The sequence below is a fragment of the Neptunomonas sp. CHC150 genome (assembly GCF_030397555.1).
Lineage (GTDB): Bacteria > Pseudomonadota > Gammaproteobacteria > Pseudomonadales > Balneatricaceae > Neptunomonas > Neptunomonas phycophila.
In genome coordinates, this window is the sequence record NZ_JAPNXU010000004.1 from 1 (window position 1) to 23,207 (window position 23,207).

The window sequence follows — 23,207 nt, forward strand, 5'->3', positions numbered from 1 at the left end:
GGTGCAGGCGTTGTATCTAAAATCTTCGCTTAATATTGAGTGAAAGATATTTAAAAGCCCTCCAATGGAGGGCTTTTTTGTGTGTGGTTAAAAAATAGCCGCTTTAGCTTGACTGTTAATACGCGCATGAGTAGAATTTGCGTCCCCTTGATCCTGAGGGGAGGTCGGCTATTGCCGTAATCAAACTTTTGAAAAAGTGTGATCAAAATGCAAAACCAGAAAATCAGAATTCGTCTGAAAGCGTTTGATCATCGCTTGATCGACTCGTCCGCGCAGGAAATCGTAGATACTGCTAAGCGTACGGGAGCTCAAGTGCGTGGTCCGATCCCGCTTCCAACTCGCAAAGAGCGTTACACCGTTCTGATCTCTCCGCACGTCAATAAAGACGCGCGCGATCAGTACGAGATTCGTACGCACAAGCGTGTTCTGGACATCGTTGAGCCAACTGAAAAAACAGTTGACGCATTGATGAAGCTGGATCTAGCTGCAGGTGTAGAAGTGCAAATTAGCTTAGGCTAATAAGCAACGCGCAATATCATTTTTACATAATGAAGCGCTGATTGTGGAATGTCCCTGAAATGGGCAGCCGTAGTGGGTAACAGCCCCGTACACAACTGGCAAGAGGTAATTGAAATGTCTGTAGGTTTAATCGGACGCAAAGCGGGTATGACTCGCATCTTCACTGAAGATGGCGTATCCGTGCCAGTCACGGTCATCGAGGTGGATCCGAACCGTGTGACGCAGGTTAAAACTGCTGATCAGGATGGCTATGCAGCTATCCAAGTGACCACTGGTACAGTTAAGGCTAACCGTCTTAATAAGCCAGAAGCTGGACACTTTGCGAAAGCAAATGTTGAAGCAGGTCGCGGTTTATGGGAGTTCCGTCTGTCGGGTGATGAAGAAATCAACGTTGGCGCATTGCTAACAGTTGAGCGCTTCGAAGCAGGTCAGAAAGTGGATGTTAGCGGTCAGTCTAAAGGTAAAGGCTTCCAAGGCGGTATCAAGCGTTGGAATTTCTCTATGCAAGACGCGACTCACGGTAACTCACTATCTCACCGTGCTCCGGGTTCTATCGGTCAGTGTCAAACTCCTGGTCGTGTATGGAAAGGCAAAAAAATGGCAGGTCATATGGGTGCTGAACGCGTTACTGTTCAGACTCTAGAAGTTGTGCGTGTAGACGCAGAGCGTAACTTGTTGTTGATTAAAGGTGCTGTTCCAGGCGCAACCGGCGGTGACGTCATCGTTAAACCAGCTGTTAAAGCTGGCGCCAAGGAGGTTTGAAATGAATCTGAATCTCGCTGGAACCAATAATGGGTCGGTCGAAGTATCCGATCTAGCTTTTGGTAAAGATTTCAACGAAGCACTTGTACACCAAGTAGTTACAGCTTACTTGGCTGGTGCTCGTCAAGGTACTAAAGCACAGAAGTCACGTTCTGATGTTGCTGGCGGTGGTGCTAAGCCATTCCGTCAAAAAGGAACGGGTCGTGCTCGTGCTGGTACTGTAAGTTCGCCAATCTGGCGCAGTGGTGGTGTTACATTCGCAGCTCAGCCGCGTAACCACTCGCAGAAAGTGAACAAGAAAATGTATCGTGCAGCTATGCGTTGCATCTTCTCTGAATTGGTTCGTCAAGAGCGTTTAGTTGTTGTTGAGCAGTTCGCGATGGAAGCACCGAAGACTAAGCAGTTTGTCGCTAAGATGAAAGAGCTTGATTTGTCTAACGTGTTGATCGTTACAGAAGACGTAGAAGCTAACCTGTACCTGGCGGCGCGTAACGTGCCACACGTCGATGTGCGTGATGTTGCAGGTGTTGACCCGGTTAGTCTTGTTGGTTTTGACAAGGTTGTAGTTACAGTCCCTGCTCTTAAGAAAATTGAGGAGGCGCTAGCATGAACCAGGAACGTCTGTACAAAGTTCTCTTAGGTCCTCATATCTCTGAGAAAGCAACTATCGTCGCTGACAGTTCGCAGCAGGTAGTTTTCCGTGTGGCAAAAGATGCTACCAAACAAGAAATCAAGGCAGCGGTTGAAGAATTGTTTAACGTCAAAGTTGATGGCGTAAACGTTCTTAACGCAAAAGGTAAGACCAAACGTACTGCGCGTGGCTTAGGCAAGCGTAGTGACGTTCGTAAGGCGTATGTTCGCCTTAGCGAAGGCTCTGAAATTGATTTCCTTGGTGGCGAATAAGAGGGGTTAAATCATGGCAGTTACTAAAACAAAGCCAACCTCTGCTGGCCGTCGTCATGTCGTTAAGGTTTCTGGTGCTGAACTGCACAAAGGTAAGCCGTTAGCTGCACTAGTTGAGAAGAAAAGCAAAACTGGTGGACGTAACAACAATGGTCGCATTACTACGCGTCACATTGGTGGTGGTCATAAGCAGCATTATCGACTCGTCGATTTCCGTCGTAATAAAGACGGAATTCCTGCAGTTGTAGAGCGTTTGGAATATGATCCAAACCGTTCAGCTCACATCGCATTGCTTAAATATGCTGATGGCGAGCGTACTTACATCATTGCGCCTAAAGGTGTTGTTGCTGGTGATAAACTAGTATCAGGTGCTGATGCAGATATTAAAGTTGGTAACACGCTTCCAATCCGTAATGTACCGGTTGGTAGTGTTATCCATTGTATCGAATTGAAGCCTGGCAAGGGTGCGCAAATTGCTCGTTCTGCTGGTACTTCAGCTCAGCTAGTTGCTCGTGAAGGTGCGTACGCTACATTGCGCTTACGTTCTGGCGAGATGCGTAAAGTCTTGGTTGACTGTCGCGCAACACTGGGTGAAGTAAGCAACAGCGAACATAGCCTACGTCAGCTCGGTAAAGCCGGTGCTAAACGTTGGAAAGGTGTTCGTCCTACCGTTCGCGGTGTTGCTATGAACCCAGTTGATCACCCGCACGGTGGTGGTGAAGGTCGTACTTCGGGCGGTCGTCATCCTGTTACACCATGGGGTGTTCCAACTAAAGGTTATAAAACTCGTAAGAACAAGCGCACGAACAAACTAATCGTTCGTCGCCGTTCCAAGTAACTAGATTGAGGATACAGCTGTGCCACGTTCACTGAAGAAAGGTCCATTTATCGACCTTCACCTGTTGAAGAAGGTAGAAGCTGCAATTGAAAAGAGCGATCGTAAGCCAATTAAAACTTGGTCACGTCGTTCTACAATCTTCCCGCATTTTGTTGGGATGACGATTGCAGTTCATAACGGCCGCCAGCACGTTCCAGTTTTCATTACTGAAGACATGGTTGGCCACAAATTGGGCGAATTTTCTGCTACGCGTACCTATCGTGGTCACGCAGCGGATAAGAAAGCCAAGAAGCGCTAAGGGGATAAATGATGGAAGTCGCTGCTAAACTTATAGGCGCCCGCATTTCTGCTCAGAAGGCGCGCTTGGTTGCTGATCAAATTCGCGGCAAGTCGGTAGGTGAAGCCCTTGAGATCTTATCATTCAGCCCTAAAAAGGGTGCTGATTTGGTTAAGAAGGTGCTTGAGTCTGCAATTGCAAACGCTGAGCACAATGACGGTGCCGATGTTGATGAGTTACGTGTGTCAACTATCTTCGTAGATGAAGCTATGACCATGAAACGCATTAAGCCTCGTGCGAAGGGTCGCGCTGACCGCATCCTGAAGCGCAACTCCCACATCACCGTTAAGGTGTCCGACAAAGGCTGAGGCTAGGAGAGTTCGTTATGGGTCAGAAAATACATCCGACCGGTATTCGACTGGGTATCGTTAAAGATCACACTTCTGTGTGGTATGCGGACAAGTCTGAATACGCTGCAAAATTGTTAAATGACTTGCAAGTACGTAGTTACTTGGAAGGTCAGTTGAAAAGTGCTTCTGTAAGCCGCATCGAAATCGAGCGTCCTGCACAGAATGCTAAAATCACCATTTTTACTGCACGTCCAGGTATTGTGATCGGTAAAAAAGGTGAAGATGTTGAAAAACTGCGTAATGCTGTATCAGAAATGATGGGCGTTCCTGTTCATATCAACATTGAAGAAGTTCGTAAACCTGAATTAGATGCTCAGCTAGTAGCTCAAAGCGTAGCTAGCCAGTTAGAGCGTCGTGTTATGTTCCGTCGTGCTATGAAGCGTGCGGTACAAAACGCTATGCGTCTTGGTGCTAAAGGTATCAAGATTCAGGTAAGCGGTCGTTTGGGTGGCGCTGAGATCGCGCGCTCTGAGTGGTATCGTGAAGGCCGCGTGCCTCTGCACACTCTGCGTGCTGATATCGATTATGCTGCTTATGAAGCGCACACTACTTATGGTGTGATTGGCGTTAAAGTCTGGATCTTCAAAGGTGAAGTTCTTGGTGGTATCGAACAGGTACGTGCTGAGAAGAAAAACCCACCTAAGAAGAAAGGTTCTAAGTGAGGTAAACGTCAATGTTACAACCTAAACGTACGAAATTTCGTAAAATGATGAAAGGCCGTAACCGCGGTCTTGCGCAGCGCGGTAGCGCAGTTAGCTTTGGCGAGTATGGCCTTAAAGCGACTGGACGTGGCCGTATTACTGCTCGTCAAATCGAAGCTGCACGTCGTACCATGACTCGTCACGTTAAGCGTGGTGGTAAAATCTGGATTCGTATTTTTCCAGACAAGCCGATTACCAATAAGCCGCTTGAAGTGCGTATGGGTAAAGGTAAAGGTAACGTGGAGTATTGGGTAGCGCAGATCCAGCCGGGTCGTGTGTTATTTGAGATGGGCGGTGTGCCTGAAGAGCTGGCGACTGAGGCGTTTAACCTTGCCGCTGCTAAGCTGCCGATCGCTACAACCATTGTCAAACGGACGGTGATGTAATGAAAGCTACTGAACTGCGTGAAAAGTCATCTGAAGAACTGCAGCAAGAGTTGTTGGGTCTTCTGAAAGATCAGTTCAATCTGCGTATGCAGAAATCAACTGGTCAGTTGGCGCAGACTCACCTACTGAGCCAAGTTCGCCGCGACATCGCTCGCGTTAAGACTGTACTGAATAACAAGGTAGGTGAAAAATGAGCGCTGAAAAACGTACTCGAACTGTTACTGGTCGTGTAATTAGCGACAAGATGGATAAAACCATCACGGTTCTGGTTGAGCGTAAAGAGAAGCATCCGATTTACGGAAAGTTCATTAAGCGCTCCTCCAAGCTGCATGCTCATGATGAGAAAAACGAGTGTAATACTGGTGACTTGGTAACTGTCCAAGAAACACGTCCAGTATCCAAGAGTAAAACTTGGGCACTAGTTTCTATTGATGAACGTGCTGCGAAGGTGTAATATACGCGCCTTCGCTCCATTTGACGGTTTGCCCGTCATGGTTTGACGGGCAGCTTAATTAGTTTTGGAGTAGACCATGATTCAAACTGAATCTATGCTTGATGTTGCTGATAACAGCGGCGCTAAGCGTGTACAGTGTATTAAGGTCCTAGGTGGTTCCCACCGTCGTTACGCTTGTATCGGCGACATTATTAAGGTGACTGTGAAGGAAGCAATTCCTCGCGGCCGCGTTAAGAAAGGTCAGGTCTTAAACGCTGTTGTTGTACGTACTCGTAAAGGTGTACGTCGCCCAGACGGTTCTATAATCCGCTTTGATACAAACTCAGCGGTATTATTGAATGCCAACGATGCCCCAATGGGTACTCGTATTTTTGGCCCAGTAACGCGTGAACTTCGCTCAGAGAAGTTCATGAAAATCATTTCCCTGGCGCCTGAAGTGCTGTAAGACCTTATTCTTATTGAATTTTGTCTTCGAAAACGCCACTCCCGAAAGGGTTTGGCGTTTTTCAGCATGAGAAGGTAGTAGGAAGCGATAAAGGTATAACATGCGTAAAATTAAACGTGACGACGAAGTAATCGTCATCGCAGGCAAAGATAAAGGTAAGCGCGGTACTGTTCTGCGTGTGCTAAAAGATGATCGTTTGATTGTCTCTGGCATCAATATGGTGAAAAAGCACACCAAACCTAACCCAATGTTAGGTAAGCCGGGTGGTATCGTTGAGAAGGAAGCGGGTATTGCTACTTCTAATATTGCGATCTTCAATCCTGCTACCGGAAAGGGTGATCGTGTTGGCTTCAAAATTCTTGAAGATGGCACAAAAGTTCGCTTCTTCAAATCTAACGGCGAAGTCGTCGGTAAATAAGGAGCGGATACCATGTCAAGATTAAAAGCGTTATACGCAAATGAAGTTAAGCTAAAGCTTAAAGAAGAGTTGAATAGCCCGAACATTATGGCTGTTCCTCGTGTTTCTAAAATCACTCTTAATATGGGTGTTGGTGAAGCGTTAGGCGATAAAAAGCAACTTGAAAACGCAGTAGCTGATTTAACAGCTATCGCTGGTCAAAAACCTGTTGTTACTTTGGCTCGCAAATCTATTGCTGGCTTTAAAGTTCGTGAAGGCTGGCCGATCGGTTGTAAAGTAACATTGCGCGGTGAGCGTATGTGGGAATTCTTAGATCGTTTAGTTGACGTTTCTATCCCACGTATTCGTGACTTCCGTGGTTTGAATCCTAAGTCTTTTGACGGTCGTGGTAACTACAGCATGGGTGTTAAAGAGCAGATTATCTTCCCTGAAATCGAATACGATAAGGTTGATAAGTTGCGTGGTCTTGATATTACTGTCACGACTACCGCTCAAACAAACGACGAGGGTCGTGCCTTGCTGGCTGCCCTGGGTTTCCCGTTCAAGAAATAAGACAGGGGTTGGATAATGGCTAAAACTTCAATGAAAGCACGTGAAGATAAGCGTGCTAAATTGGTTGCTAAGTTCGCTGCAAAACGCGCTGAACTTAAAGCAAAAATTAAGAACCCTGCGACTTCTGATGAAGATCGCTGGGACGCACAAGTTGCGCTGCAAAAATTGCCGCGTGACGCAAACCCGGTTCGTCAACAACGTCGTTGTCAGATCACAGGTCGTCCACATGCGGTTTACCGTAAGTTCGGTCTGAGCCGTATCAAGCTGCGTGAAGCTGCGATGCGTGGTGATGTTCCAGGTTTGAAGAAGGCAAGCTGGTAATACAGTTTGTTAAACGGTAAGCGTGGGGGTCTGGGCATTTTAATGCTACCGCTCCACGCTGCACATATAGGAAGCTTAATAGCATGAGCATGCAAGATACTCTTGCGGATATGTTTACTCGTATTCGTAACGGTCACATGGCTGGTAAAACAGCTGTATCTATGCCGTCTTCCAAAATGAAAGTTTCAGTTGCTGAAGTATTGAAAAGCGAAGGTTACATTGCAGATGTTTCTGTAGAAGGTGACGCTAAGCCAGTACTTACGATTGCGCTGAAGTATTTCGAAGGTAAGCCGGTTATTGAACAGATTAAACGTGTAAGTCGTCCAGGTCTTCGTATCTACAAAGGCTCTAACGATATTCCTTCGGTTTCTGCTGGTTTGGGTGTAGCAATTGTTTCTACATCTAAAGGCGTGATGACTGATCGAGCTGCACGCGCTGCCGGTATCGGTGGTGAAGTCATCTGTACGGTATTCTAAGGGGGTTATATGTCTCGTATTGCGAAAAGTCCCGTAGTTGTACCGGCAGGTGTTGAGGTTAAGTTAGACGGCAATCTTGTTTCTGTTAAAGGCAAGAATGGCCAGCTATCAATGGATATTCATACATCTGTTGAGATCACTCAAGAAGGTAGCGAAGTAAATTTTGCTGCTCGTGATGGCTCTAAAATCGCACGTGCAATGTCTGGTACAGCACGTTCATTGGTTAACAACATGGTCTTTGGTGTGAGCCAAGGTTTTGAAAAAACATTACAGTTGCAAGGTGTTGGTTATCGTGCAGCAGCTAAAGGTAGTGTTTTGAACCTGACTCTAGGTTTCTCACATCCGATCGACTATGCATTGCCTGAAGGCGTAACAGCTGAAACTCCTAACCAAACCACAGTCGTTATTCGTGGTGCTGATAAGCAGCGTGTTGGTCAGGTAGCAGCAGAGATTCGCGCGTTCCGTCCGCCAGAGCCTTATAAAGGTAAAGGTGTACGTTATGCTGACGAATATGTTCGTCGTAAAGAGGCTAAGAAGAAGTAAGGCAGGGTTATGAACGCTAAGAAACAAGCACGTATTCGTCGCTCACGCCGTGCTCGCCTGAAAATGCGCGAACTAGGTGAAGTGCGTCTGTGCGTTAATCGCACACCTCGTCACATCTACGCTCAGCTAATTTCTGCTGATGGTGGTACGGTTCTGGCTTCTGCATCTACTGTAGAACAAGCGCTTCGCGCTGACGCAACAGGTAACGTAGATGCAGCAGGAAAAGTAGGTGTCCTGATCGCTGAACGTGGCAAAGAAGCAGGAATCACAAAAGTCGCTTTTGACCGCTCTGGTTTTAAATACCATGGCCGAGTTAAAGCACTCGCTGATGCAGCCCGTGAAGGCGGCCTAGAATTCTAAAGGGGTCGATGATGTCAAATCACGAACAAAAAGATGGTGAACTGCAAGAGAAGCTAGTTCAAGTAAATCGTGTCGCTAAAGTTGTTAAAGGCGGCCGTATTTTTGCTTTTACTGCGCTAACTGTTGTTGGTGACGGAAATGGCCGTGTAGGCTTTGGCCGTGGTAAAGCGCGTGAAGTGCCTGTAGCTATTCAAAAAGCTATGGAGCAAGCACGCCGTAATATGATCCGTGTTGAGCTAAATGGTGGTACTTTGCAGTACCCAGTTACTGCTCGTCATGGTGCTTCACGTGTATACATGCAGCCTGCTTCTGAAGGTACAGGTGTAATCGCCGGTGGTGCGATGCGTTCTGTTCTTGAAATCGCAGGTGTACACAACGTACTGGCTAAGTGCTACGGCTCTACGAACCCAGTAAACGTTGTTCGCGCAACAGTTAAAGGTTTGCAGCACATGCGCTCACCTGAAGACGTTGCTGCTAAGCGTGGCAAAACTGTAGAAGAGATCCTGGGGTAGACGATTATGGCTAAGACTCTAAAAGTAACTTTAGTTCGCAGTCCAATCGCTACTCTGCCAAAGCATAAGCTTTGCGTAAAGGGTCTAGGTTTGCGCCGTATAGGCCATACTGTTGAGTTGGAAGATACCCCAGCTGTTCGCGGTATGATCAATAAAGTCCACTACATGGTTAATGTAGTAGGCGAGTAAGGGGAGTTCATCACATGCGTCTGAACACTCTCAGTCCAGCTGCTGGCTCTAAGCAAGCACCGAAACGCGTTGGTCGTGGTATCGGTTCTGGTTTAGGCAAGACTGGCGGTCGTGGTCACAAGGGTCAAAAGTCCCGCTCTGGCGGTTCTGTTAAACCGGGATTTGAAGGCGGTCAGATGCCGCTTCAACGTCGTCTGCCAAAATTTGGCTTCACGTCCCGTAAAGCACGTTATGCTACTGAAATTCGTTTAAACGAGTTGAATAGCATTAATGCTGAAGTAATCGATCTGGCAGCACTAAAAGCAGCGGATATCATTTCTGATGAAATCAAAACTGCAAAAGTTATCCTGTCAGGTGAGCTGAAAAAAGCGGTCAACATCAAAGGTCTTAAAGTGACTAAAGGTGCTTTGGCTGCGATTGAAGCTGCTGGCGGTAAAGTCGAGGCGTAAATGGCTAAGCAAGGATCAGTACCAGCAGGACTGCAAAATGGTTTAGGTGAGCTTTGGTCTCGTCTCCGTTTTGTGCTACTAGCGATTATTGTTTATCGTATCGGTGCTCATATACCAGTGCCGGGTATAAACCCAGACCGTCTAGCTGCTTTGTTCGATCAAAATCAGGGGACTATTCTCAGTCTCTTCAATATGTTTTCAGGTGGTGCATTGGAGCGAATGAGTATCCTTGCACTGGGTATCATGCCTTACATCTCTGCCTCTATCATTATGCAGTTGATGACCGTGGTGAGCCCGCATTTGGAGCAGTTGAAGAAAGAAGGTGAGGCTGGTCGCCGTAAGATTAATCAGTACACGCGCTACGGCACTGTTGTACTTGCTACAGTTCAATCTTTCGGGATGGCTGTGGGTCTAGCTAATCAGGGGATTGCCTTCTCTGCCGGTTTCAACTTCTACTTTGTAGCTGTTGTTACTCTGGTAGCCGGTGCGGTTTTCTTGATGTGGTTAGGTGAGCAAGTTACTGAACGTGGTATCGGTAATGGTATTTCTATCCTGATTTTCGCTGGTATTGTTGCTGGTTTGCCAAGTGCTATAGGGCAGTCATTTGAGGCTGCTCGTCAGGGAGACCTGAATATATTAGCGCTATTAGCGATTGCGGTTTTAGCAGTTGCTACTGTTGGTTTTGTTGTGTTTATGGAGCGCGGTCAGCGTCGTATTACCATAAACTACGCGAAACGACAGCAAGGCCGACAAGTGTTTGCTGCGCAAACTAGTCACCTACCGCTTAAAGTCAATATGGCTGGTGTAATACCACCTATATTTGCGTCGAGTATTTTACTGTTTCCTGCATCTGTTGGTCAGTGGTTTGGACAAACAGAAGGAATGGAATGGTTGCAAGACATCGCCTTGGCTTTAGGGCCAGGCCAGCCTTTGTATATCATTCTGTTTGCAGTTTGTATCGTGTTCTTCTGTTACTTCTACACCGCGATTATGTTTAATCCGCGTGAAGTAGCCGATAACCTCAAGAAGTCAGGTGCTTTTATTCCGGGTATACGCCCAGGTGAGCAGTCTGCCCGTTACATCGATACTGTATTAGGTCGCTTAACTTTGTTTGGTGCCTTATACATAACAGCTGTATCGCTGATGCCACAATTTCTTGTGGTAGCTTGGAACGTACCCTTCTATTTTGGTGGTACGTCCTTGCTGATCGTTGTAGTCGTGGTTATGGACTTTATGGCTCAGGTGCAGTCACATTTGATGTCGCATCAATACGAGTCCCTGATGAAAAAATCTAATCTCAAAGGTAGCGGCGCAGGTTTACTGCGCTGAGCACCCTAGGAGTGGATCATGAAAGTACGTGCATCTGTAAAAAAGATTTGCCGTAATTGCAAAATCGTACGTCGTAACGGTACCGTTCGCGTGATCTGCAAAGTGGAACCTCGCCACAAGCAGCGTCAGGGTTAATCGCCTGACTGGGGCATAGAAGGTGCGTTTACGCAGTTGATTTAATTTTAATCAGGGCGTATAATTGCGCGCCTTCTATGTACATATAATAGAATTTTTGTGTTTAGGCACACATTAGATGGAGTAAGTTGAATGGCCCGTATAGCTGGCGTCAATATTCCTGACAATAAGCATGCGGTTATTTCTCTGACTTACATTTATGGGATTGGCCGCACTACTGCTAAGAAACTCTGTGTTGCATCTGGCATCGCTGAATCTACCAAGATAGGCGATTTAACAGATGAGCAACTAGATGTAGTTCGTGGTGAAGTGGGTAAGTTTACTGTCGAAGGTGACCTGCGTAGAGAGCTCACATTGAGCATCAAGCGCCTAATGGACCTCGGATGTTTCCGTGGTATCCGTCATCGTCGCAACTTGCCTGTTCGTGGGCAGCGTAGTAAGACCAATGCGCGTACGCGTAAAGGTCCACGTAAGCCGATCCGTAAATAAGTGTTAAGCGATAGGAATTTCCAATATGGCTAAGCCAGGTAATCGCACACGTAAAAAGGTTAAAAAGCAGGTAGTGGATGGCTTTGCGCATATCCACGCTTCTTTTAACAATACAATTATCACCATTACCGATCGCCAAGGTAATGCTCTTTCTTGGGCAACTTCTGGAGGCTCTGGCTTCCGTGGTTCTCGTAAGAGCACTCCGTTCGCAGCTCAGGTTGCTGCAGAACGTGCCGGTCAGGCAGCTTTGGAATATGGTTTAAAAAATCTTGACGTTTTTGTTAAGGGTCCTGGTCCAGGTCGTGAGTCAGCAGTGCGTGCACTCAACGGTTGTGGATACAAGATCAGTAACATTACAGACGTAACGCCGATTCCACATAACGGCTGTCGTCCACCCAAAAAACGTCGCGTATAAACTGGAGTCGGTAAAATGGCAAGATATCTTGGACCGAAGTGCAAGCTGTCACGCCGTGAAGGTACAGACCTCTTTCTGAAGAGCGGTGTCCGTGCATTAGACAGTAAGTGTAAAGCTGAAACTGTTCCTGGTGTACATGGTGCTCGTCGTGGTCGTCTGTCTGATTACGGTTTGCAGCTCCGAGAAAAACAGAAAGTACGTCGTATTTACGGTGTATTGGAACGTCAGTTCCGCAACTACTACAAAGAAGCTGCTCGTCAAGCAGGTTCAACAGGTGAGAACTTGTTGCAATTGCTAGAAGGGCGTTTGGATAACGTGGTATATCGTATGGGATTTGGCTCTACACGTGCTGAATCTCGTCAGATCGTATCCCACCGTCAGATTACTGTTAATGGTCAAGTTGTGAATATCGCTTCTTACCAAGTTCAGGCGGGTGATGTGGTCGCAGTTCGTGAAAAAGCGAAAAACCAATTGCGTGTTAAAAACGCGTTGGATTTAGCTTCTCAGCGCGCTCCTATTGAGTGGGTTGCCGTTGACTCTAGCAAAATGGAAGGTACTTTTAAGTCTATTCCTGAGCGTAGTGAGTTGTCAGCAGACATCAATGAGCAGCTGATCGTAGAGCTGTACTCTAAGTAATTCATGAACTCTTGATTGGTGGAACTATGCAGCGTTCTGTAAACGAGTTTCTGAGCCCTCGTCATATTGACGTTCAGGAAATCAGTAACACACGTGCAAAAGTGACTTTAGAACCTCTAGAGCGTGGTTTTGGTCACACGTTGGGCAACGCTCTGCGTCGTATTCTTTTATCTTCAATGCCTGGCTGTGCCGTCACTGAAGTTGAAATTGACGGTGTATTGCACGAATACAGCACTTTAGAAGGTGTGCAGGAAGACGTTATCGAAATCCTGTTAAATCTTAAAGGTGTTGCTATCGCTCTGCACAATGGTGATGAAGCTACGTTAACTCTGACTAAGTCGGGATCTGGTGCAGTTACTGCCGGTGATATCCAGCTTAATCAAGATGTTGAAGTTGCGAATCCAGATCACGTGATTGCTCACCTGAATTCAGGTGCGACACTTAATATGCAGTTGAAGGTAACGCGTGGTCGTGGTTACGTACCGGCTGATAGTCGTATCAGTGACGAGGACGAAACTCGCGCTATTGGTCGCCTCCAGCTGGACGCAACTTTTAGCCCGGTTCGCCGTGTTTCTTATGTTGTCGAAAGTGCTCGTGTGGAACAGCGTACTGACTTAGATAAGCTTGTTATAGATATCGAGTCTAACGGTACGATTGATCCTGAAGAGTGCATCCGTCGCGCAGCAACTATCCTACAACATCAACTGTCTGTATTTGTTGATCTTGAAGATGCTGCTGACCAGGCGAAAGATGAGCCAGCAGAGCCGGAAGTAGATCCGATTCTGTTGCGCCCTGTCGATGATTTGGAATTGACGGTTCGTTCCGCCAACTGTCTGAAAGCAGAGCAGATTTACTATATTGGTGATCTGATTCAGCGTACAGAAGTTGAGCTACTGAAGACTCCAAATCTAGGCAAAAAGTCGCTGACAGAGATCAAAGACGTACTTGCATCTAAAGGTTTATCTTTAGGTATGCGTCTTGAGAACTGGCCTCCGGCTAGCCTGAAGAACGACGATAAAATCGCGTCATAAGACGCGGTTTTTATAAGACCAAGTTGGTAAGGAATTTACAATGCGTCATCGTAAATCTGGCCGCCATTTAAATCGTACCAGCTCACACCGCAAGGCGATGTTCAAGAGCATGGCTAACTCTCTGATTGAGCATGAATTAATCAGAACTACGTTGCCAAAAGCTAAAGAACTACGTCGTGTTGCTGAGCCACTGATTACACTGGCAAAAGAAGATTCGGTTGCTAATCGCCGTCTGGCATTCGACCGTACACGTAGTAAAGAAGCAGTTGGTAAACTGTTTAACGAGCTAGGTCCGCGTTATGCGAATCGTCCTGGTGGTTACATTCGCATTCTTAAATGCGGTAGCCGTCCTGGTGATAATGCACCTATGGCTTACGTTGAATTGGTTGATCGTAAACCAGCTTCAGCTTCAGAAGAGTAAGCTCTTCAATAAAAAAACCCGGTACGCCGGGTTTTTTTTCGTCTGTCGTTTAGCTTTGTCCAATTTTTTAGGTTGGTTAAGTGAAAAATCTAACCAACCTAATTAATCGGGTATCCCTATCGCTTAAGCAAAGGCTTTAAGAAGCGTCCAGTATGAGACTCTGGAGAGTCCGCAACTGATTCAGGCGTCCCTTGCGCGATAATATAGCCACCTTTACTGCCGCCTTCAGGTCCTAAGTCGATTAACCAATCTGCTGTTTTTATAACATCCAAGTTGTGCTCGATAATGACTACCGTATTGCCATGGTCTCTAAGACGGTTAAGTACGCCGAGTAGCTGTTCTATATCATAAAAATGTAGACCAGTTGTAGGTTCATCTAGGATGTATAGAGTCTTGCCTGTATCACGCTTGGAAAGTTCTTTCGCTAATTTAACGCGTTGAGCTTCGCCTCCAGAAAGTGTGGTTGCTGCTTGTCCAAGCTTGATGTAAGAAAGACCAACATCGATAAGCGTTTGTAGGCGTCTTGCTAATGCGGGTATAGCATCAAAGAAGACGCGAGCATCTTCGATAGTCAGCCCAAGAATTTCATCAATACTCTTACCTTTGTATTTGATTTCTAAGGTTTCGCGGTTGTAGCGTTTTCCTTTACAAATATCACAAGGCACATAAATATCAGCCAAAAAATGCATCTCTACTTTAATGACGCCATCACCTTGGCATGCTTCGCATCGTCCGCCTTTAACGTTAAAGCTAAAACGGCCGGGTTTATAACCGCGTGAGCGTGCTTCTTGAGTCCCTGCTAACAGTTCTCTTACTGGTGTGAATATGCCTGTATAGGTGGCCGGATTTGAACGAGGTGTTCGGCCGATAGGACTTTGATCAATATCGATAACTTTATCGAAGTGCTCAAGGCCTTCTATTTTCTCATAAGGTGCTGCTTCCAGTGTCGTTGCGTTATTAAGCGCGGTAGCAGCTAGCGGGTAGAGTGTATTGTTAATAAGCGTAGATTTACCCGAACCTGAGACTCCCGTCACACAAGTCATCACACCCACTGGGATTTCAAGCGTTACATTGTCTAAGTTGTTACCGCTCGCACCGGTTAAAACCAGCTTTTTGTTAGGGTCAATGGGGTTACGTGTTTTAGGAATCTGTATCGCTTTTTTGCCGCTGAGGTAGAGTCCCGTTAACGAGTTTGGGTTCTCCATGACTTCTTTAGGGGTGCCGGCCGCGACGACTTCACCGCCATGAACGCCTGCGCCTGGTCCTATATCGACGACATAATCAGCGAGTCTAATCGCGTCTTCGTCATGCTCTACCACAATGACAGTGTTACCTAAGCTTTTCAAATGCTCTAGTGTTTGAAGTAGTCGCTCGTTGTCGCGTTGATGCAGGCCTATTGAGGGCTCGTCGAGGATGTACATAACACCCACGAGGCCTGCACCAATTTGGCTGGCAAGCCGGATTCGTTGAGCTTCACCGCCAGACAAGGTATCAGCCTTACGGTCAAGGGATAGATAATCCAGGCCGACATTGACCAAGAAGGATAGACGAAGCCTGATTTCTTTTAAGATCTTATCGGCGATTTCACCTTGTTTACCAGTGAGTTTTAGATTTTCGAAGTACTCCATGCCTTCGCCGATAGGCATAATCACGATATCAGGTAGCGTCTTCTCTTCGATAAACACATGGCGGGCATCACGTCGTAAACGTGTGCCATGGCATGACGGACAAGGCTGCATATTGAGATATTTAGCTAGGTCATCGCGTACCATCTCTGATTCAGTTTCTTTATATCGCCGCTCAAGGTTATTGAGTACGCCTTCGAAAGGGTGCGATTTTACGATGCTGTCACCGCGGTCATTCAGGTATTTAAAAGGAACTGTGGTTTTACCTGACCCTTTTAGGATGGCATCCTGATGTTTTTTGTCGAGTTGGTTAAACGGCGTATCCATATCAAACCCAAAGTGCTCCGCGACGGCTTTGAGTTGTTGGAAATAATACAGGGCCCTACGGTCCCAGCCTCTGATGGCGCCTTCTGATAAAGTTAAAGAATCGTCATGCACCACTTTTTTAGGGTCGAAGTATTGCTTTACACCTAAACCATCACAGCTAGGGCAAGCGCCATGTGGGTTGTTAAACGAAAATAAACGAGGTTCTAGTTCTTGAATGCTGTGTCCACACTCTGGGCATGCGAACCGCGAAGAGAAGACCATGTCATCTTGGTCGCCGTCCATATAAGCAACACGTGCAATACCGTCAGTGAGGTTTAGTGCGGTTTCAAAAGACTCAGCTAATCGAATTTGTAGATCGTCCCGCACCTTGAAGCGATCAACCACGACCTCGATCGAGTGTTTTTTGTTTTTGTCTAGCTCGGGTGCTGTATCTAGGTCGACAACGATTCCATTAATGCGCGCTCGAACAAAACCCTGTGCACGTAAGTCATGCAAAGTATGTAAGTGCTCACCCTTGCGTCCTTGTACAACAGGAGCAAGTAACATAAGTTTGGTGTCTTCTGGTAAGGCAATAACCTGGTCAACCATCTGGCTTACCGTTTGAGCCGCTAAGGGAAGGTTATGATCAGGACATCTTGGCTCTCCAGCTCGCGCAAAAAGTAGGCGAAGGTAATCATAGATTTCAGTAATAGTGCCTACTGTTGAGCGCGGATTATGAGAGGTCGACTTCTGCTCAATGGAGATGGCCGGTGATAATCCCTCAATATGGTCAACATCAGGTTTTTCCATCATAGATAGAAATTGGCGCGCATAAGTCGATAGCGATTCAACATACCGCCTTTGTCCTTCAGCATAGAGAGTGTCAAAGGCTAAGGATGACTTTCCTGAGCCAGATAGCCCCGTTATTACGACTAATTTATCGCGAGGAATATCAAGGTCGATGTTTTTCAGGTTATGGGTGCGCGCACCGCGAACCAGAATGGTATCCATGTATGCTCCAGTCAGACTTCAGATCAGCAAAGGGGGATTATAGAGTACCGATGATAGGCAGCGCTATGATATGCTTATCTGAATAATTTTTAACCCGTTCTTAAGGAATGAGAATGAGGTTTTAAACGGTAATAGACAATGCACATCTTTAGATGTTCATCGTTATGATTTGTAATAAAAAGCGAAGGCTTTGACAGTAAACGAGGGTTCGTATGGCGCGCGGTATCAATAAGGTCATTCTAGTCGGTAATCTTGGAGGCGATCCTGAAGTTCGCTACATGCCATCTGGTAATGCAGTGACCAACATTACAATTGCTACCAGTGAAAGCTGGAAAGACAAGCAAACAGGGCAAAACCAAGAACGCACGGAATGGCATCGTATTGTCTTCTTCAATAAGCTAGCAGAGATCGCAGGTGAATACTTGCGTAAAGGCTCTCAGGTATACGTTGAAGGAGCGCTACGTACGCGCAAGTGGCAAGATCAAAGTGGTCAAGATCGTTACACGACTGAGATTGTAGCGAGCGAACTGCAGATGTTAGGTGGTCGCGGAGGCGATAATAGTGGCGGTGGGTATAATCAAGACCCTGGGTACGGTTCTCAGCAGGCTCCTCAGCAAAATAGCCGCCCGGCTCCAAGTCAGCCAGCTCCACAGCAAAATCGTCCTGCCCCGGCGCCTCAGCAACAGACGCCTGCGCCAGCGCCAAACTTTGATGACTTTGACGACGATATTCCATTTTAGGCCCTCAATACAAAGAAAGCCTATATTAAAATTCGTTTAGAAAAATATACTGTAAAGCCCAGCTAAGATGCTGGGCTTTTTTATGTGAGAATGAACAGTAGGGTGCATTCGTTATTATTTTGACTGAGTGAATTTAAACTGCTTGTAAGGGTTTCCGTTCAGTTAGTTTGCATTATACTGGCTTGATAAATTAGTAAATTTTTTTGAGGTTATATGGCAGGGTGGAGTCAGTCGGCGCCTATAAAAGTATTAGTGACAGGAGCGCAGGGCCAAGTTGGTTCTGAGCTGGTGAAGCTTGGGTTTAGTGATACTTACTTTGAGATGATAGCGCTGGATCGCCACGGCATGGATATCACTTCGGTTGAGTCTATTCGTCATGCGCTGGATCATTATATGCCCGATTATGTGGTGAATACCGCTGCCTATAACAAGGTGGACGCAGCCGAGCATGATAAGCAGCATTGTTTTAAGCTCAACCGTGATGGAATTGCTAACCTAGCTGAGGAGTGTGGCGCGCTTTCAATCCCTATTGTGCACTTATCCACCGATCACCTGTTTGATGGCCATTATGCGAGTGGTTATAGCGAAGATGATGAAGTATCACCCTTGGGTGTGTTTGGGGAAAGCAAACGCCAGGGGGAGGAGTTGCTCCGTCAATACCAGCCAAAGCATATCATATTGCGTGTGAGTTGGATTTTTAGCACCCATGGTTATAACTATTTACTGCGGACATTAGAAAAAGCACGTGTGAGCCAAGCTATTGAAGCGGCTGATGATCGTCAAGGATGCCCTACGTCGGCAAGTGATGTTGCTCGGGTCATTGTCGCTATTATTAAGCAGTTGGATAATGGAGCAGAGGCTTGGGGAACGTATCACTATTGTGGCGCTGAAATAACGACTCGTTATCGCTTTACCGAGGCTATCTTGGCGGGAGCAGGGCAGTACGAGGCGCTCAAAACAGAAGTGCTCATACCCGTACCTAAAAAAGAGCTGCATGCCGAAGTCGAGCGGCCAGCTTCCTCTGTTTTAAAATGTCATAAACTGCTTAGCACTTTTGGTATCAAGCAGCGTCCTTGGCGCAGTGAGCTGGTGAGTGTGTTGCGGGATATTTACACGAATAAGCGCTACTGACCTTACCTTGTTATCTAAAGGTAAAGGCTAGCGCTTGGCTAGCCTTTACTGCTACTTGTTTACCATGGCATTGGATTGTGAGTAACGGCGACACTTGCGATATACCCTACGGTTATTAAACCTAATATAAAGGCCGTAGCGCGTACCTTCTTTGTTTTTCCTTTCTTTAAGGCGACTACGCCTAATGCAATATAAACAATCAAACCGATTATTTTTGCGTTAACCCAGCCGGACTGGAATGGATAGGCTTGTAAAATGATAACCAAGGCTATCGCGCTGAGTAGTAATGCAGTGTCAATAATGTGCGGAAGCACACGCATGAGTTTATTACGAATCCACTGCGCATCAACTAGCATGCCTAGACCGCGGGCTGTAAAAAGTAAGACACTCAGGCCTACACATGTCATATGCAGGTGTTTAAAAAGCGGGTACAGTTCAGTCATATTAGATTCCGATAAACAAAATGAATGTGTGCGTAGGCGCTATTAAACGGGTTTGTAAAACACCAATCAAGCGATGACACAAAAAGAGGATGAGAAACGATGGCAAGTTGCGATCAACCAGGCTTGATTCCATACGACCAAGCGCTGGCTGAACTGCTAAAAGAGGCGCAGGCATTGGCAAAGACTGAGACTGTCAAGCTGGAGCACGCTGTGGGGCGGGTGTTAGCAGAGCAATCGGCGGCAACAGTTAATGTGCCGCCTGCTGATAACAGTAGTATGGATGGTTATGCCGTTGATGCCGCTTCTATTGTGCCGGGTGTTATGTATCCCATATCACAGCGAGTAGTAGCGGGTCACGCACCGAGTGCTCTTGAGCCGGGTGCAGTTGCGCGTATTTTTACTGGGGCAGAAATTCCCGAAGGTGCTAATGCTGTTGTTATGCAAGAAGCGGTGACGCTAGCACCGGGTGGTGTTATTTTTGGCGAGTCTGTGCGTCAGGGGCAATATGTACGCAAGGCGGGGCAAGATATAAAACGGGGCGACATCGTTATTCCTGTAGGGACGCGCTTACAGCCGGCTGACATCGGCGTTCTAGCCTCCACGGGGAATGAGTGTTTAAACGTGTTCAAACCGCTTAAAGTGGCGATTTTATCAACAGGGGATGAGCTAGTAGATCCGGGCCAGCCGCTTGAAAGCGGTCAAATATATAACTCGAATCGATATGTTTTGATGGCTCTGTTGAAGAAATTAGGGATGGAGCCCGTCGTAATTGGGCGAGTTCAGGATTCGCTTGATGCCACAGTCGAAGCTTTGCAGCAGGCTGCTGAACTTGCAGATTGTATTATTAGTACTGGCGGTGTTTCTGTTGGTGAAGAGGACCATGTGCGCCAAGCAGTAGAAATGGTTGGGCATATCAATATCTGGCGTTTAAAGATTAAGCCGGGTAAGCCGTTGGCGTTTGGTCGTATAAAAGGTATTCCCTTTTTCGGCTTACCGGGTAATCCCGCCTCCACGCTTGTGACGTTTTGTATCCTAGCTAGGCCTTTTTTATTATCAATGCAGGGGATAAAACATCAGCGTGATTTGTCATATCTATTGCCTGCTGGATTTTCTCAGGCGGCTGGGTCACGGCAGGAGTATGTACGCGTTAGGTTAGATGGCGGCGAGTTAGTGGCTTTTGGTAATCAAAATTCAGGTGTGCTGAGTTCGGCAAGCTGGGCTGATGGGTTGGCGGTTATTCCACCGGAAATTGAGATTTCCAAAGGTGATATGTTGACCTTTTTGCCCTTTACGGAGCTACTTGGCTGATATGCTTGGGTTTACCGTGCTTAAACAGGTAAAATAGCGGCCTTTATTAGTTGGTTAGAGATCCTGATGGACGTTAACGCGCAACAAGATCCGTATAAAAATATTCGCCCTTATCATGACAACGAAGTTGAAGCAGTTTTGCAAAGCTTGTTGTACGATGATGAGTTGATAGGGGCTATTACTCATTATCAATTTCCACGCCTACCTCGTTGGATTTCTCGTTGGCTCAAGCCAGTGATTCGTATTGCCCTAGCCCGCGAGTTTGGTGAAATTCAGACCATTAAAGGGTTTCAGCTGACGGTGGCGCGCTATATGTCAAAAATGATAGCGCGCTCTACGACTAAGCTTTCCTGTTCCGGCATGGAAAATCTTGAGGCTGATGAGGCCTATTTGTTTATTTCTAATCATCGCGACATAGCAATGGACCCTGCCTTCGTAAATTGGGTGAGGCATCAAAATGGTATGGACACGGTTAGAATAGCGATAGGTGATAATTTATTACGTAAGCCCTATGTATCCGACCTTATGCGGCTGAATAAAAGCTTCATTGTTAACCGGTCGGCTAAAGCGCCACGGGAAGTGATGGCTGCGGTTACTCAATTATCGTCATATATAAACTTTAGTATTCAAGAAGAAGAGTCCTCTATCTGGATTGCGCAGCGAGAAGGCCGAGCAAAAGATGGGAACGATTTCACTGACCCAGCCTTGTTAAAGATGTTGTATATCAGTCAGCGCAAGAAAGGGAGTTTTTCTGAGGTGATTAAACGCCTCAATGTCGTACCTGTCTCGATTTCGTATGAGTTCGATCCATGTGATAGAGCTAAAGCGCGAGAGCTCGCGGCAAAAGAATCCAGTGGCCAATATGAAAAAAGCCAGTACGAAGATATCGAGAGCATTGTAAAAGGTATCACAGGGCAGAAGGGGGCGGTGCATGTCCATTTTGGGGATGTGATAACGGGTGATTTCGACACTCCGGAAAGTTTGGCTGCTGAGTTAGATCGCCAAATTCATCTTAACTATCATCTGCATGCCTCTAACTATATAGCTGCTGGTCAATTGGATAATGTAACCGCAGAACAAATCGCTAGCTTTGAGACTCGTTTGGCAGGGCTTAGCGAGGCTGAGCAGGCAAAGCTTAAACAGATGTATGCCAATCCGGTGGTAAATTGCCGCAAAGATCAGCAGGAGAGCGCATGAGTAAGTTGACGCACTTAGATGACCAAGGGCATGCGCATATGGTGGATGTTTCAGAAAAGGCATCCACATTTCGTGAGGCGCGCGCGTGTGCTGTCGTTTATATGTCGCAAGAAGTTTTGGATCTCATTATTTCTGGCGGGCATAAAAAAGGGGATGTGTTGGCCGTTGCGCGCATCGCTGGTATCCAGGCCGCTAAACGTACCAGTGATTTAATTCCTCTTTGTCATCCTCTTATGTTAAGTAAAGTGTCTGTTACTTTAGAGCCTAATGTAGAGCAAGGGTGTGTTGTGATTAACACGGTATGTCGTTTAACAGGGCAAACCGGGGTGGAGATGGAAGCGCTAACGGCAGCGTCTGTTGCTGCGCTTACCTTATATGATATGTGTAAAGCTGTGGATAAGTCGATTATCATTTCTGATATCAAATTATTAGAAAAAGTAGGCGGCAAAAGTGGGCACTGGGAGAGGGCGTTATGATCCGGGTTGTTTTCTTTGCTGGCCTTCGTGAGGCGCTGGGGGATTCGGTCGAGGTTGCACATGATGAATCCATTAAAACAGTTGAGGATCTTATCGCTAGGCTTATAGAGCTTAACGGTGATGGTTGGGCGGCAGAGCTCAATGCCTCTCATGTTTTAATTGCTGTAAACCAAGAAATGACCACACGTTTAGCTCTGGTGGCTGATAGTGATGAGGTCGCATTTTTCCCTCCCGTTACAGGTGGATAGCATGACTGCACAGCCCAATAAAGCAATCGCGGCGATTCGTTCGTTAATTTATTATCTTGTTTTTTATCCCTTCACGATTGTTTACAGTACTTTTTGTTTGTTGATAGGGCGGTTTTTGTCGTTTGAGACGCGTTTTAAAGTGTTTACGGTCATTAATTACAGCTATATAGCCTGGTTGCGGCTTTGCTGTGGTGTCCGTCTCGACGTTAAGGGGTTGGAAAACTTACCTAAAGATCGAGCTTATGTATTGGTGGCTAACCATCAGAGTGAGTTTGAAACTATCTTTCTGTTAACGATGGTGCGGCCTCAGTGTATTGTGCTGAAAAAAGAGCTGCTAGGCATTCCGTTTTTTGGTTGGGCGTTAGCTATGTTAGAGCCTATTGCCTTAGACCGCAGTCAGCGGCGGGGAGCTCTCAAACAGCTTTTAACACAAGGTAAAGCGCGTTTAGAAGCGGGCAGGCCTGTTGTAATTTTCCCTCAGGGAACGCGTGTTCCTGTTGGTGAGCCCGGGCGTTTCAATAAAGGGGGAGCTATGTTGGCCGCTAGTGCTGGTGTACCTGTTGTTCCTCTTGCGCATAACGCTGGGACTTGCTGGCCTGGGAAAGGGTTTATTAAATACCCTGGTGTTGTCAGTGTGGAGATTGGGGAGCCTGTAGAAACGCAAGGGCAGTCTGTTGATCAGGTTCATGATGCCGCCATTGGCTGGTTATTGGCCAAAATGGATGAGCAATTAGAAAATTAGATAGTGCGA

37 protein-coding genes are annotated in these 23,207 nt (G+C 46.6%); 35 read left to right on the plus strand and 2 right to left on the minus strand.

From position 1 onward, the window contains the following. Window positions 1-207 precede the first annotated feature (207 nt). The 28 genes from rpsJ to rplQ all read left to right on the plus strand — a co-directional run bounded on the left by rpsJ (window position 208) and on the right by rplQ (window position 13,971). On the plus strand, window positions 208-519 hold the full coding sequence (gene rpsJ, locus OW491_RS04015; RefSeq protein WP_075174125.1) for a 30S ribosomal protein S10: 312 nt from the start codon (window positions 208-210) through the stop codon (window positions 517-519). 114 nt (window positions 520-633) lie between these two features. Further along, entirely contained in the window at window positions 634-1,281 is a 648-nt protein-coding gene (gene rplC, locus OW491_RS04020) for a 50S ribosomal protein L3 (protein WP_075174126.1), read from the plus strand. Between the two features lies 1 nt (window position 1,282). After that, entirely contained in the window at window positions 1,283-1,891 is a 609-nt protein-coding gene (rplD, locus tag OW491_RS04025) for a 50S ribosomal protein L4 (RefSeq protein ID WP_075174127.1), read from the plus strand. Next, window positions 1,888-2,184: a 50S ribosomal protein L23 gene (rplW, locus tag OW491_RS04030; RefSeq protein WP_075174128.1), complete on the plus strand. Its 297-nt coding sequence runs from the start codon at window positions 1,888-1,890 to the stop codon at window positions 2,182-2,184. The genes rplD and rplW overlap by 4 nt, the downstream gene beginning before the upstream one ends. A gap of 13 nt (window positions 2,185-2,197) precedes the next feature. Next, window positions 2,198-3,022 (plus strand): 50S ribosomal protein L2, encoded by an 825-nt coding sequence (gene rplB / locus OW491_RS04035; protein WP_075174129.1) that lies wholly within the window; start codon window positions 2,198-2,200, stop codon window positions 3,020-3,022. Window positions 3,023-3,041: 19 nt separating this feature from the next. Then, complete coding sequence (gene rpsS / locus OW491_RS04040) at window positions 3,042-3,320, plus strand: 30S ribosomal protein S19 (protein ID WP_075174130.1); 279 nt, start codon at window positions 3,042-3,044, stop codon at window positions 3,318-3,320. 11 nt (window positions 3,321-3,331) lie between these two features. Next, window positions 3,332-3,667 carry a 50S ribosomal protein L22 gene (rplV, locus tag OW491_RS04045; RefSeq protein ID WP_075174131.1) on the plus strand — a complete coding sequence of 112 codons (336 nt, stop codon included), beginning with the start codon at window positions 3,332-3,334 and terminating at the stop codon, window positions 3,665-3,667. 17 nt (window positions 3,668-3,684) lie between these two features. Next, complete coding sequence (gene rpsC, locus OW491_RS04050) at window positions 3,685-4,371, plus strand: 30S ribosomal protein S3 (protein ID WP_075174132.1); 687 nt, start codon at window positions 3,685-3,687, stop codon at window positions 4,369-4,371. Window positions 4,372-4,382: 11 nt separating this feature from the next. Next, a complete protein-coding gene (gene rplP / locus OW491_RS04055; protein ID WP_075174133.1) occupies window positions 4,383-4,796 on the plus strand; it encodes a 50S ribosomal protein L16 in 414 nt (137 codons plus the stop codon). After that, window positions 4,796-4,990 (plus strand): 50S ribosomal protein L29, encoded by a 195-nt coding sequence (gene rpmC / locus OW491_RS04060; protein ID WP_075174134.1) that lies wholly within the window; start codon window positions 4,796-4,798, stop codon window positions 4,988-4,990. The genes rplP and rpmC overlap by 1 nt, the downstream gene beginning before the upstream one ends. After that, window positions 4,987-5,250: a 30S ribosomal protein S17 gene (rpsQ, locus tag OW491_RS04065; RefSeq protein ID WP_075174135.1), complete on the plus strand. Its 264-nt coding sequence runs from the start codon at window positions 4,987-4,989 to the stop codon at window positions 5,248-5,250. Before rpmC ends, rpsQ begins: the two co-directional genes overlap by 4 nt. A 76-nt stretch (window positions 5,251-5,326) precedes the next feature. After that, window positions 5,327-5,695 carry a 50S ribosomal protein L14 gene (gene rplN, locus OW491_RS04070; RefSeq protein ID WP_075174136.1) on the plus strand — a complete coding sequence of 123 codons (369 nt, stop codon included), beginning with the start codon at window positions 5,327-5,329 and terminating at the stop codon, window positions 5,693-5,695. A 100-nt stretch (window positions 5,696-5,795) separates the two neighbouring features. Then, complete coding sequence (rplX, locus tag OW491_RS04075) at window positions 5,796-6,113, plus strand: 50S ribosomal protein L24 (RefSeq protein ID WP_075174137.1); 318 nt, start codon at window positions 5,796-5,798, stop codon at window positions 6,111-6,113. Window positions 6,114-6,125: 12 nt separating this feature from the next. Beyond that, entirely contained in the window at window positions 6,126-6,665 is a 540-nt protein-coding gene (rplE, locus tag OW491_RS04080; RefSeq protein ID WP_075174138.1) for a 50S ribosomal protein L5, read from the plus strand. A 15-nt stretch (window positions 6,666-6,680) separates the two neighbouring features. Next, a complete protein-coding gene (rpsN, locus tag OW491_RS04085; protein ID WP_075174139.1) occupies window positions 6,681-6,986 on the plus strand; it encodes a 30S ribosomal protein S14 in 306 nt (101 codons plus the stop codon). Window positions 6,987-7,069: 83 nt separating this feature from the next. Next, window positions 7,070-7,462 (plus strand): 30S ribosomal protein S8, encoded by a 393-nt coding sequence (gene rpsH, locus OW491_RS04090; protein WP_075174140.1) that lies wholly within the window; start codon window positions 7,070-7,072, stop codon window positions 7,460-7,462. 9 nt (window positions 7,463-7,471) lie between these two features. Further along, window positions 7,472-8,005 carry a 50S ribosomal protein L6 gene (rplF, locus tag OW491_RS04095; protein ID WP_075174141.1) on the plus strand — a complete coding sequence of 178 codons (534 nt, stop codon included), beginning with the start codon at window positions 7,472-7,474 and terminating at the stop codon, window positions 8,003-8,005. A gap of 9 nt (window positions 8,006-8,014) precedes the next feature. Beyond that, a complete protein-coding gene (gene rplR, locus OW491_RS04100) occupies window positions 8,015-8,365 on the plus strand; it encodes a 50S ribosomal protein L18 (protein ID WP_075174142.1) in 351 nt (116 codons plus the stop codon). A gap of 11 nt (window positions 8,366-8,376) precedes the next feature. Next, the gene (rpsE, locus tag OW491_RS04105) at window positions 8,377-8,877 is read left to right on the plus strand and encodes a 30S ribosomal protein S5 (protein ID WP_075174143.1); all 501 of its coding nucleotides are present in this window, start codon (window positions 8,377-8,379) and stop codon (window positions 8,875-8,877) included. 6 nt (window positions 8,878-8,883) lie between these two features. Continuing rightward, a complete protein-coding gene (gene rpmD / locus OW491_RS04110) occupies window positions 8,884-9,066 on the plus strand; it encodes a 50S ribosomal protein L30 (protein WP_075174144.1) in 183 nt (60 codons plus the stop codon). Between the two features lie 14 nt (window positions 9,067-9,080). Further along, window positions 9,081-9,515, plus strand: coding sequence for a 50S ribosomal protein L15 (gene rplO, locus OW491_RS04115; protein ID WP_075174145.1), 435 nt, complete (start codon window positions 9,081-9,083; stop codon window positions 9,513-9,515). After that, the gene (secY, locus tag OW491_RS04120; RefSeq protein WP_075174146.1) at window positions 9,516-10,844 is read left to right on the plus strand and encodes a preprotein translocase subunit SecY; all 1,329 of its coding nucleotides are present in this window, start codon (window positions 9,516-9,518) and stop codon (window positions 10,842-10,844) included. Window positions 10,845-10,862: 18 nt separating this feature from the next. Then, window positions 10,863-10,979, plus strand: coding sequence for a 50S ribosomal protein L36 (gene rpmJ / locus OW491_RS04125; protein ID WP_075174147.1), 117 nt, complete (start codon window positions 10,863-10,865; stop codon window positions 10,977-10,979). 132 nt (window positions 10,980-11,111) lie between these two features. Beyond that, complete coding sequence (gene rpsM, locus OW491_RS04130; protein ID WP_075174148.1) at window positions 11,112-11,468, plus strand: 30S ribosomal protein S13; 357 nt, start codon at window positions 11,112-11,114, stop codon at window positions 11,466-11,468. Window positions 11,469-11,493: 25 nt separating this feature from the next. Further along, window positions 11,494-11,883 (plus strand): 30S ribosomal protein S11, encoded by a 390-nt coding sequence (gene rpsK, locus OW491_RS04135; RefSeq protein ID WP_075174149.1) that lies wholly within the window; start codon window positions 11,494-11,496, stop codon window positions 11,881-11,883. A gap of 15 nt (window positions 11,884-11,898) precedes the next feature. Beyond that, complete coding sequence (gene rpsD / locus OW491_RS04140) at window positions 11,899-12,519, plus strand: 30S ribosomal protein S4 (RefSeq protein WP_075174150.1); 621 nt, start codon at window positions 11,899-11,901, stop codon at window positions 12,517-12,519. Window positions 12,520-12,545: 26 nt separating this feature from the next. Next, entirely contained in the window at window positions 12,546-13,550 is a 1,005-nt protein-coding gene (rpoA, locus tag OW491_RS04145) for a DNA-directed RNA polymerase subunit alpha (RefSeq protein WP_075174151.1), read from the plus strand. Window positions 13,551-13,590: 40 nt separating this feature from the next. Next, complete coding sequence (rplQ, locus tag OW491_RS04150) at window positions 13,591-13,971, plus strand: 50S ribosomal protein L17 (RefSeq protein WP_075174152.1); 381 nt, start codon at window positions 13,591-13,593, stop codon at window positions 13,969-13,971. Between the two features lie 116 nt (window positions 13,972-14,087). Here rplQ and uvrA read toward each other — a convergent pair whose 3' ends face one another. Then, the gene (gene uvrA, locus OW491_RS04155; protein WP_075179676.1) at window positions 14,088-16,913 is read right to left on the minus strand and encodes an excinuclease ABC subunit UvrA; all 2,826 of its coding nucleotides are present in this window, start codon (window positions 16,911-16,913) and stop codon (window positions 14,088-14,090) included. Window positions 16,914-17,125: 212 nt separating this feature from the next. Between uvrA and ssb the strand changes: the two genes are divergently transcribed. Further along, window positions 17,126-17,653, plus strand: a complete 528-nt coding sequence (gene ssb / locus OW491_RS04160; protein WP_075174154.1) for a single-stranded DNA-binding protein — start codon at window positions 17,126-17,128, stop codon at window positions 17,651-17,653. 213 nt (window positions 17,654-17,866) lie between these two features. Then, on the plus strand, window positions 17,867-18,784 hold the full coding sequence (rfbD, locus tag OW491_RS04165; RefSeq protein ID WP_075174155.1) for a dTDP-4-dehydrorhamnose reductase: 918 nt from the start codon (window positions 17,867-17,869) through the stop codon (window positions 18,782-18,784). A gap of 59 nt (window positions 18,785-18,843) precedes the next feature. Here the strand turns inward: rfbD and OW491_RS04170 are convergent, their stop codons facing one another. Beyond that, the gene (locus OW491_RS04170) at window positions 18,844-19,227 is read right to left on the minus strand and encodes a SirB2 family protein (protein WP_290034780.1); all 384 of its coding nucleotides are present in this window, start codon (window positions 19,225-19,227) and stop codon (window positions 18,844-18,846) included. A gap of 99 nt (window positions 19,228-19,326) precedes the next feature. Here OW491_RS04170 and glp point away from each other — a divergent pair, with 99 nt between their 5' ends. From glp to OW491_RS04195, 5 genes are all read left to right on the plus strand, one after another. Further along, a complete protein-coding gene (glp, locus tag OW491_RS04175; RefSeq protein WP_290034781.1) occupies window positions 19,327-20,535 on the plus strand; it encodes a gephyrin-like molybdotransferase Glp in 1,209 nt (402 codons plus the stop codon). Between the two features lie 66 nt (window positions 20,536-20,601). Continuing rightward, entirely contained in the window at window positions 20,602-21,732 is a 1,131-nt protein-coding gene (locus tag OW491_RS04180) for a 1-acyl-sn-glycerol-3-phosphate acyltransferase (protein WP_075174157.1), read from the plus strand. Further along, complete coding sequence (gene moaC, locus OW491_RS04185) at window positions 21,729-22,208, plus strand: cyclic pyranopterin monophosphate synthase MoaC (RefSeq protein WP_075174158.1); 480 nt, start codon at window positions 21,729-21,731, stop codon at window positions 22,206-22,208. The genes OW491_RS04180 and moaC overlap by 4 nt, the downstream gene beginning before the upstream one ends. Then, complete coding sequence (locus OW491_RS04190) at window positions 22,205-22,456, plus strand: MoaD/ThiS family protein (RefSeq protein WP_215151666.1); 252 nt, start codon at window positions 22,205-22,207, stop codon at window positions 22,454-22,456. Before moaC ends, OW491_RS04190 begins: the two co-directional genes overlap by 4 nt. A gap of 1 nt (window position 22,457) precedes the next feature. Beyond that, complete coding sequence (locus OW491_RS04195; RefSeq protein ID WP_075174160.1) at window positions 22,458-23,198, plus strand: lysophospholipid acyltransferase family protein; 741 nt, start codon at window positions 22,458-22,460, stop codon at window positions 23,196-23,198. Window positions 23,199-23,207 lie beyond the last annotated feature (9 nt).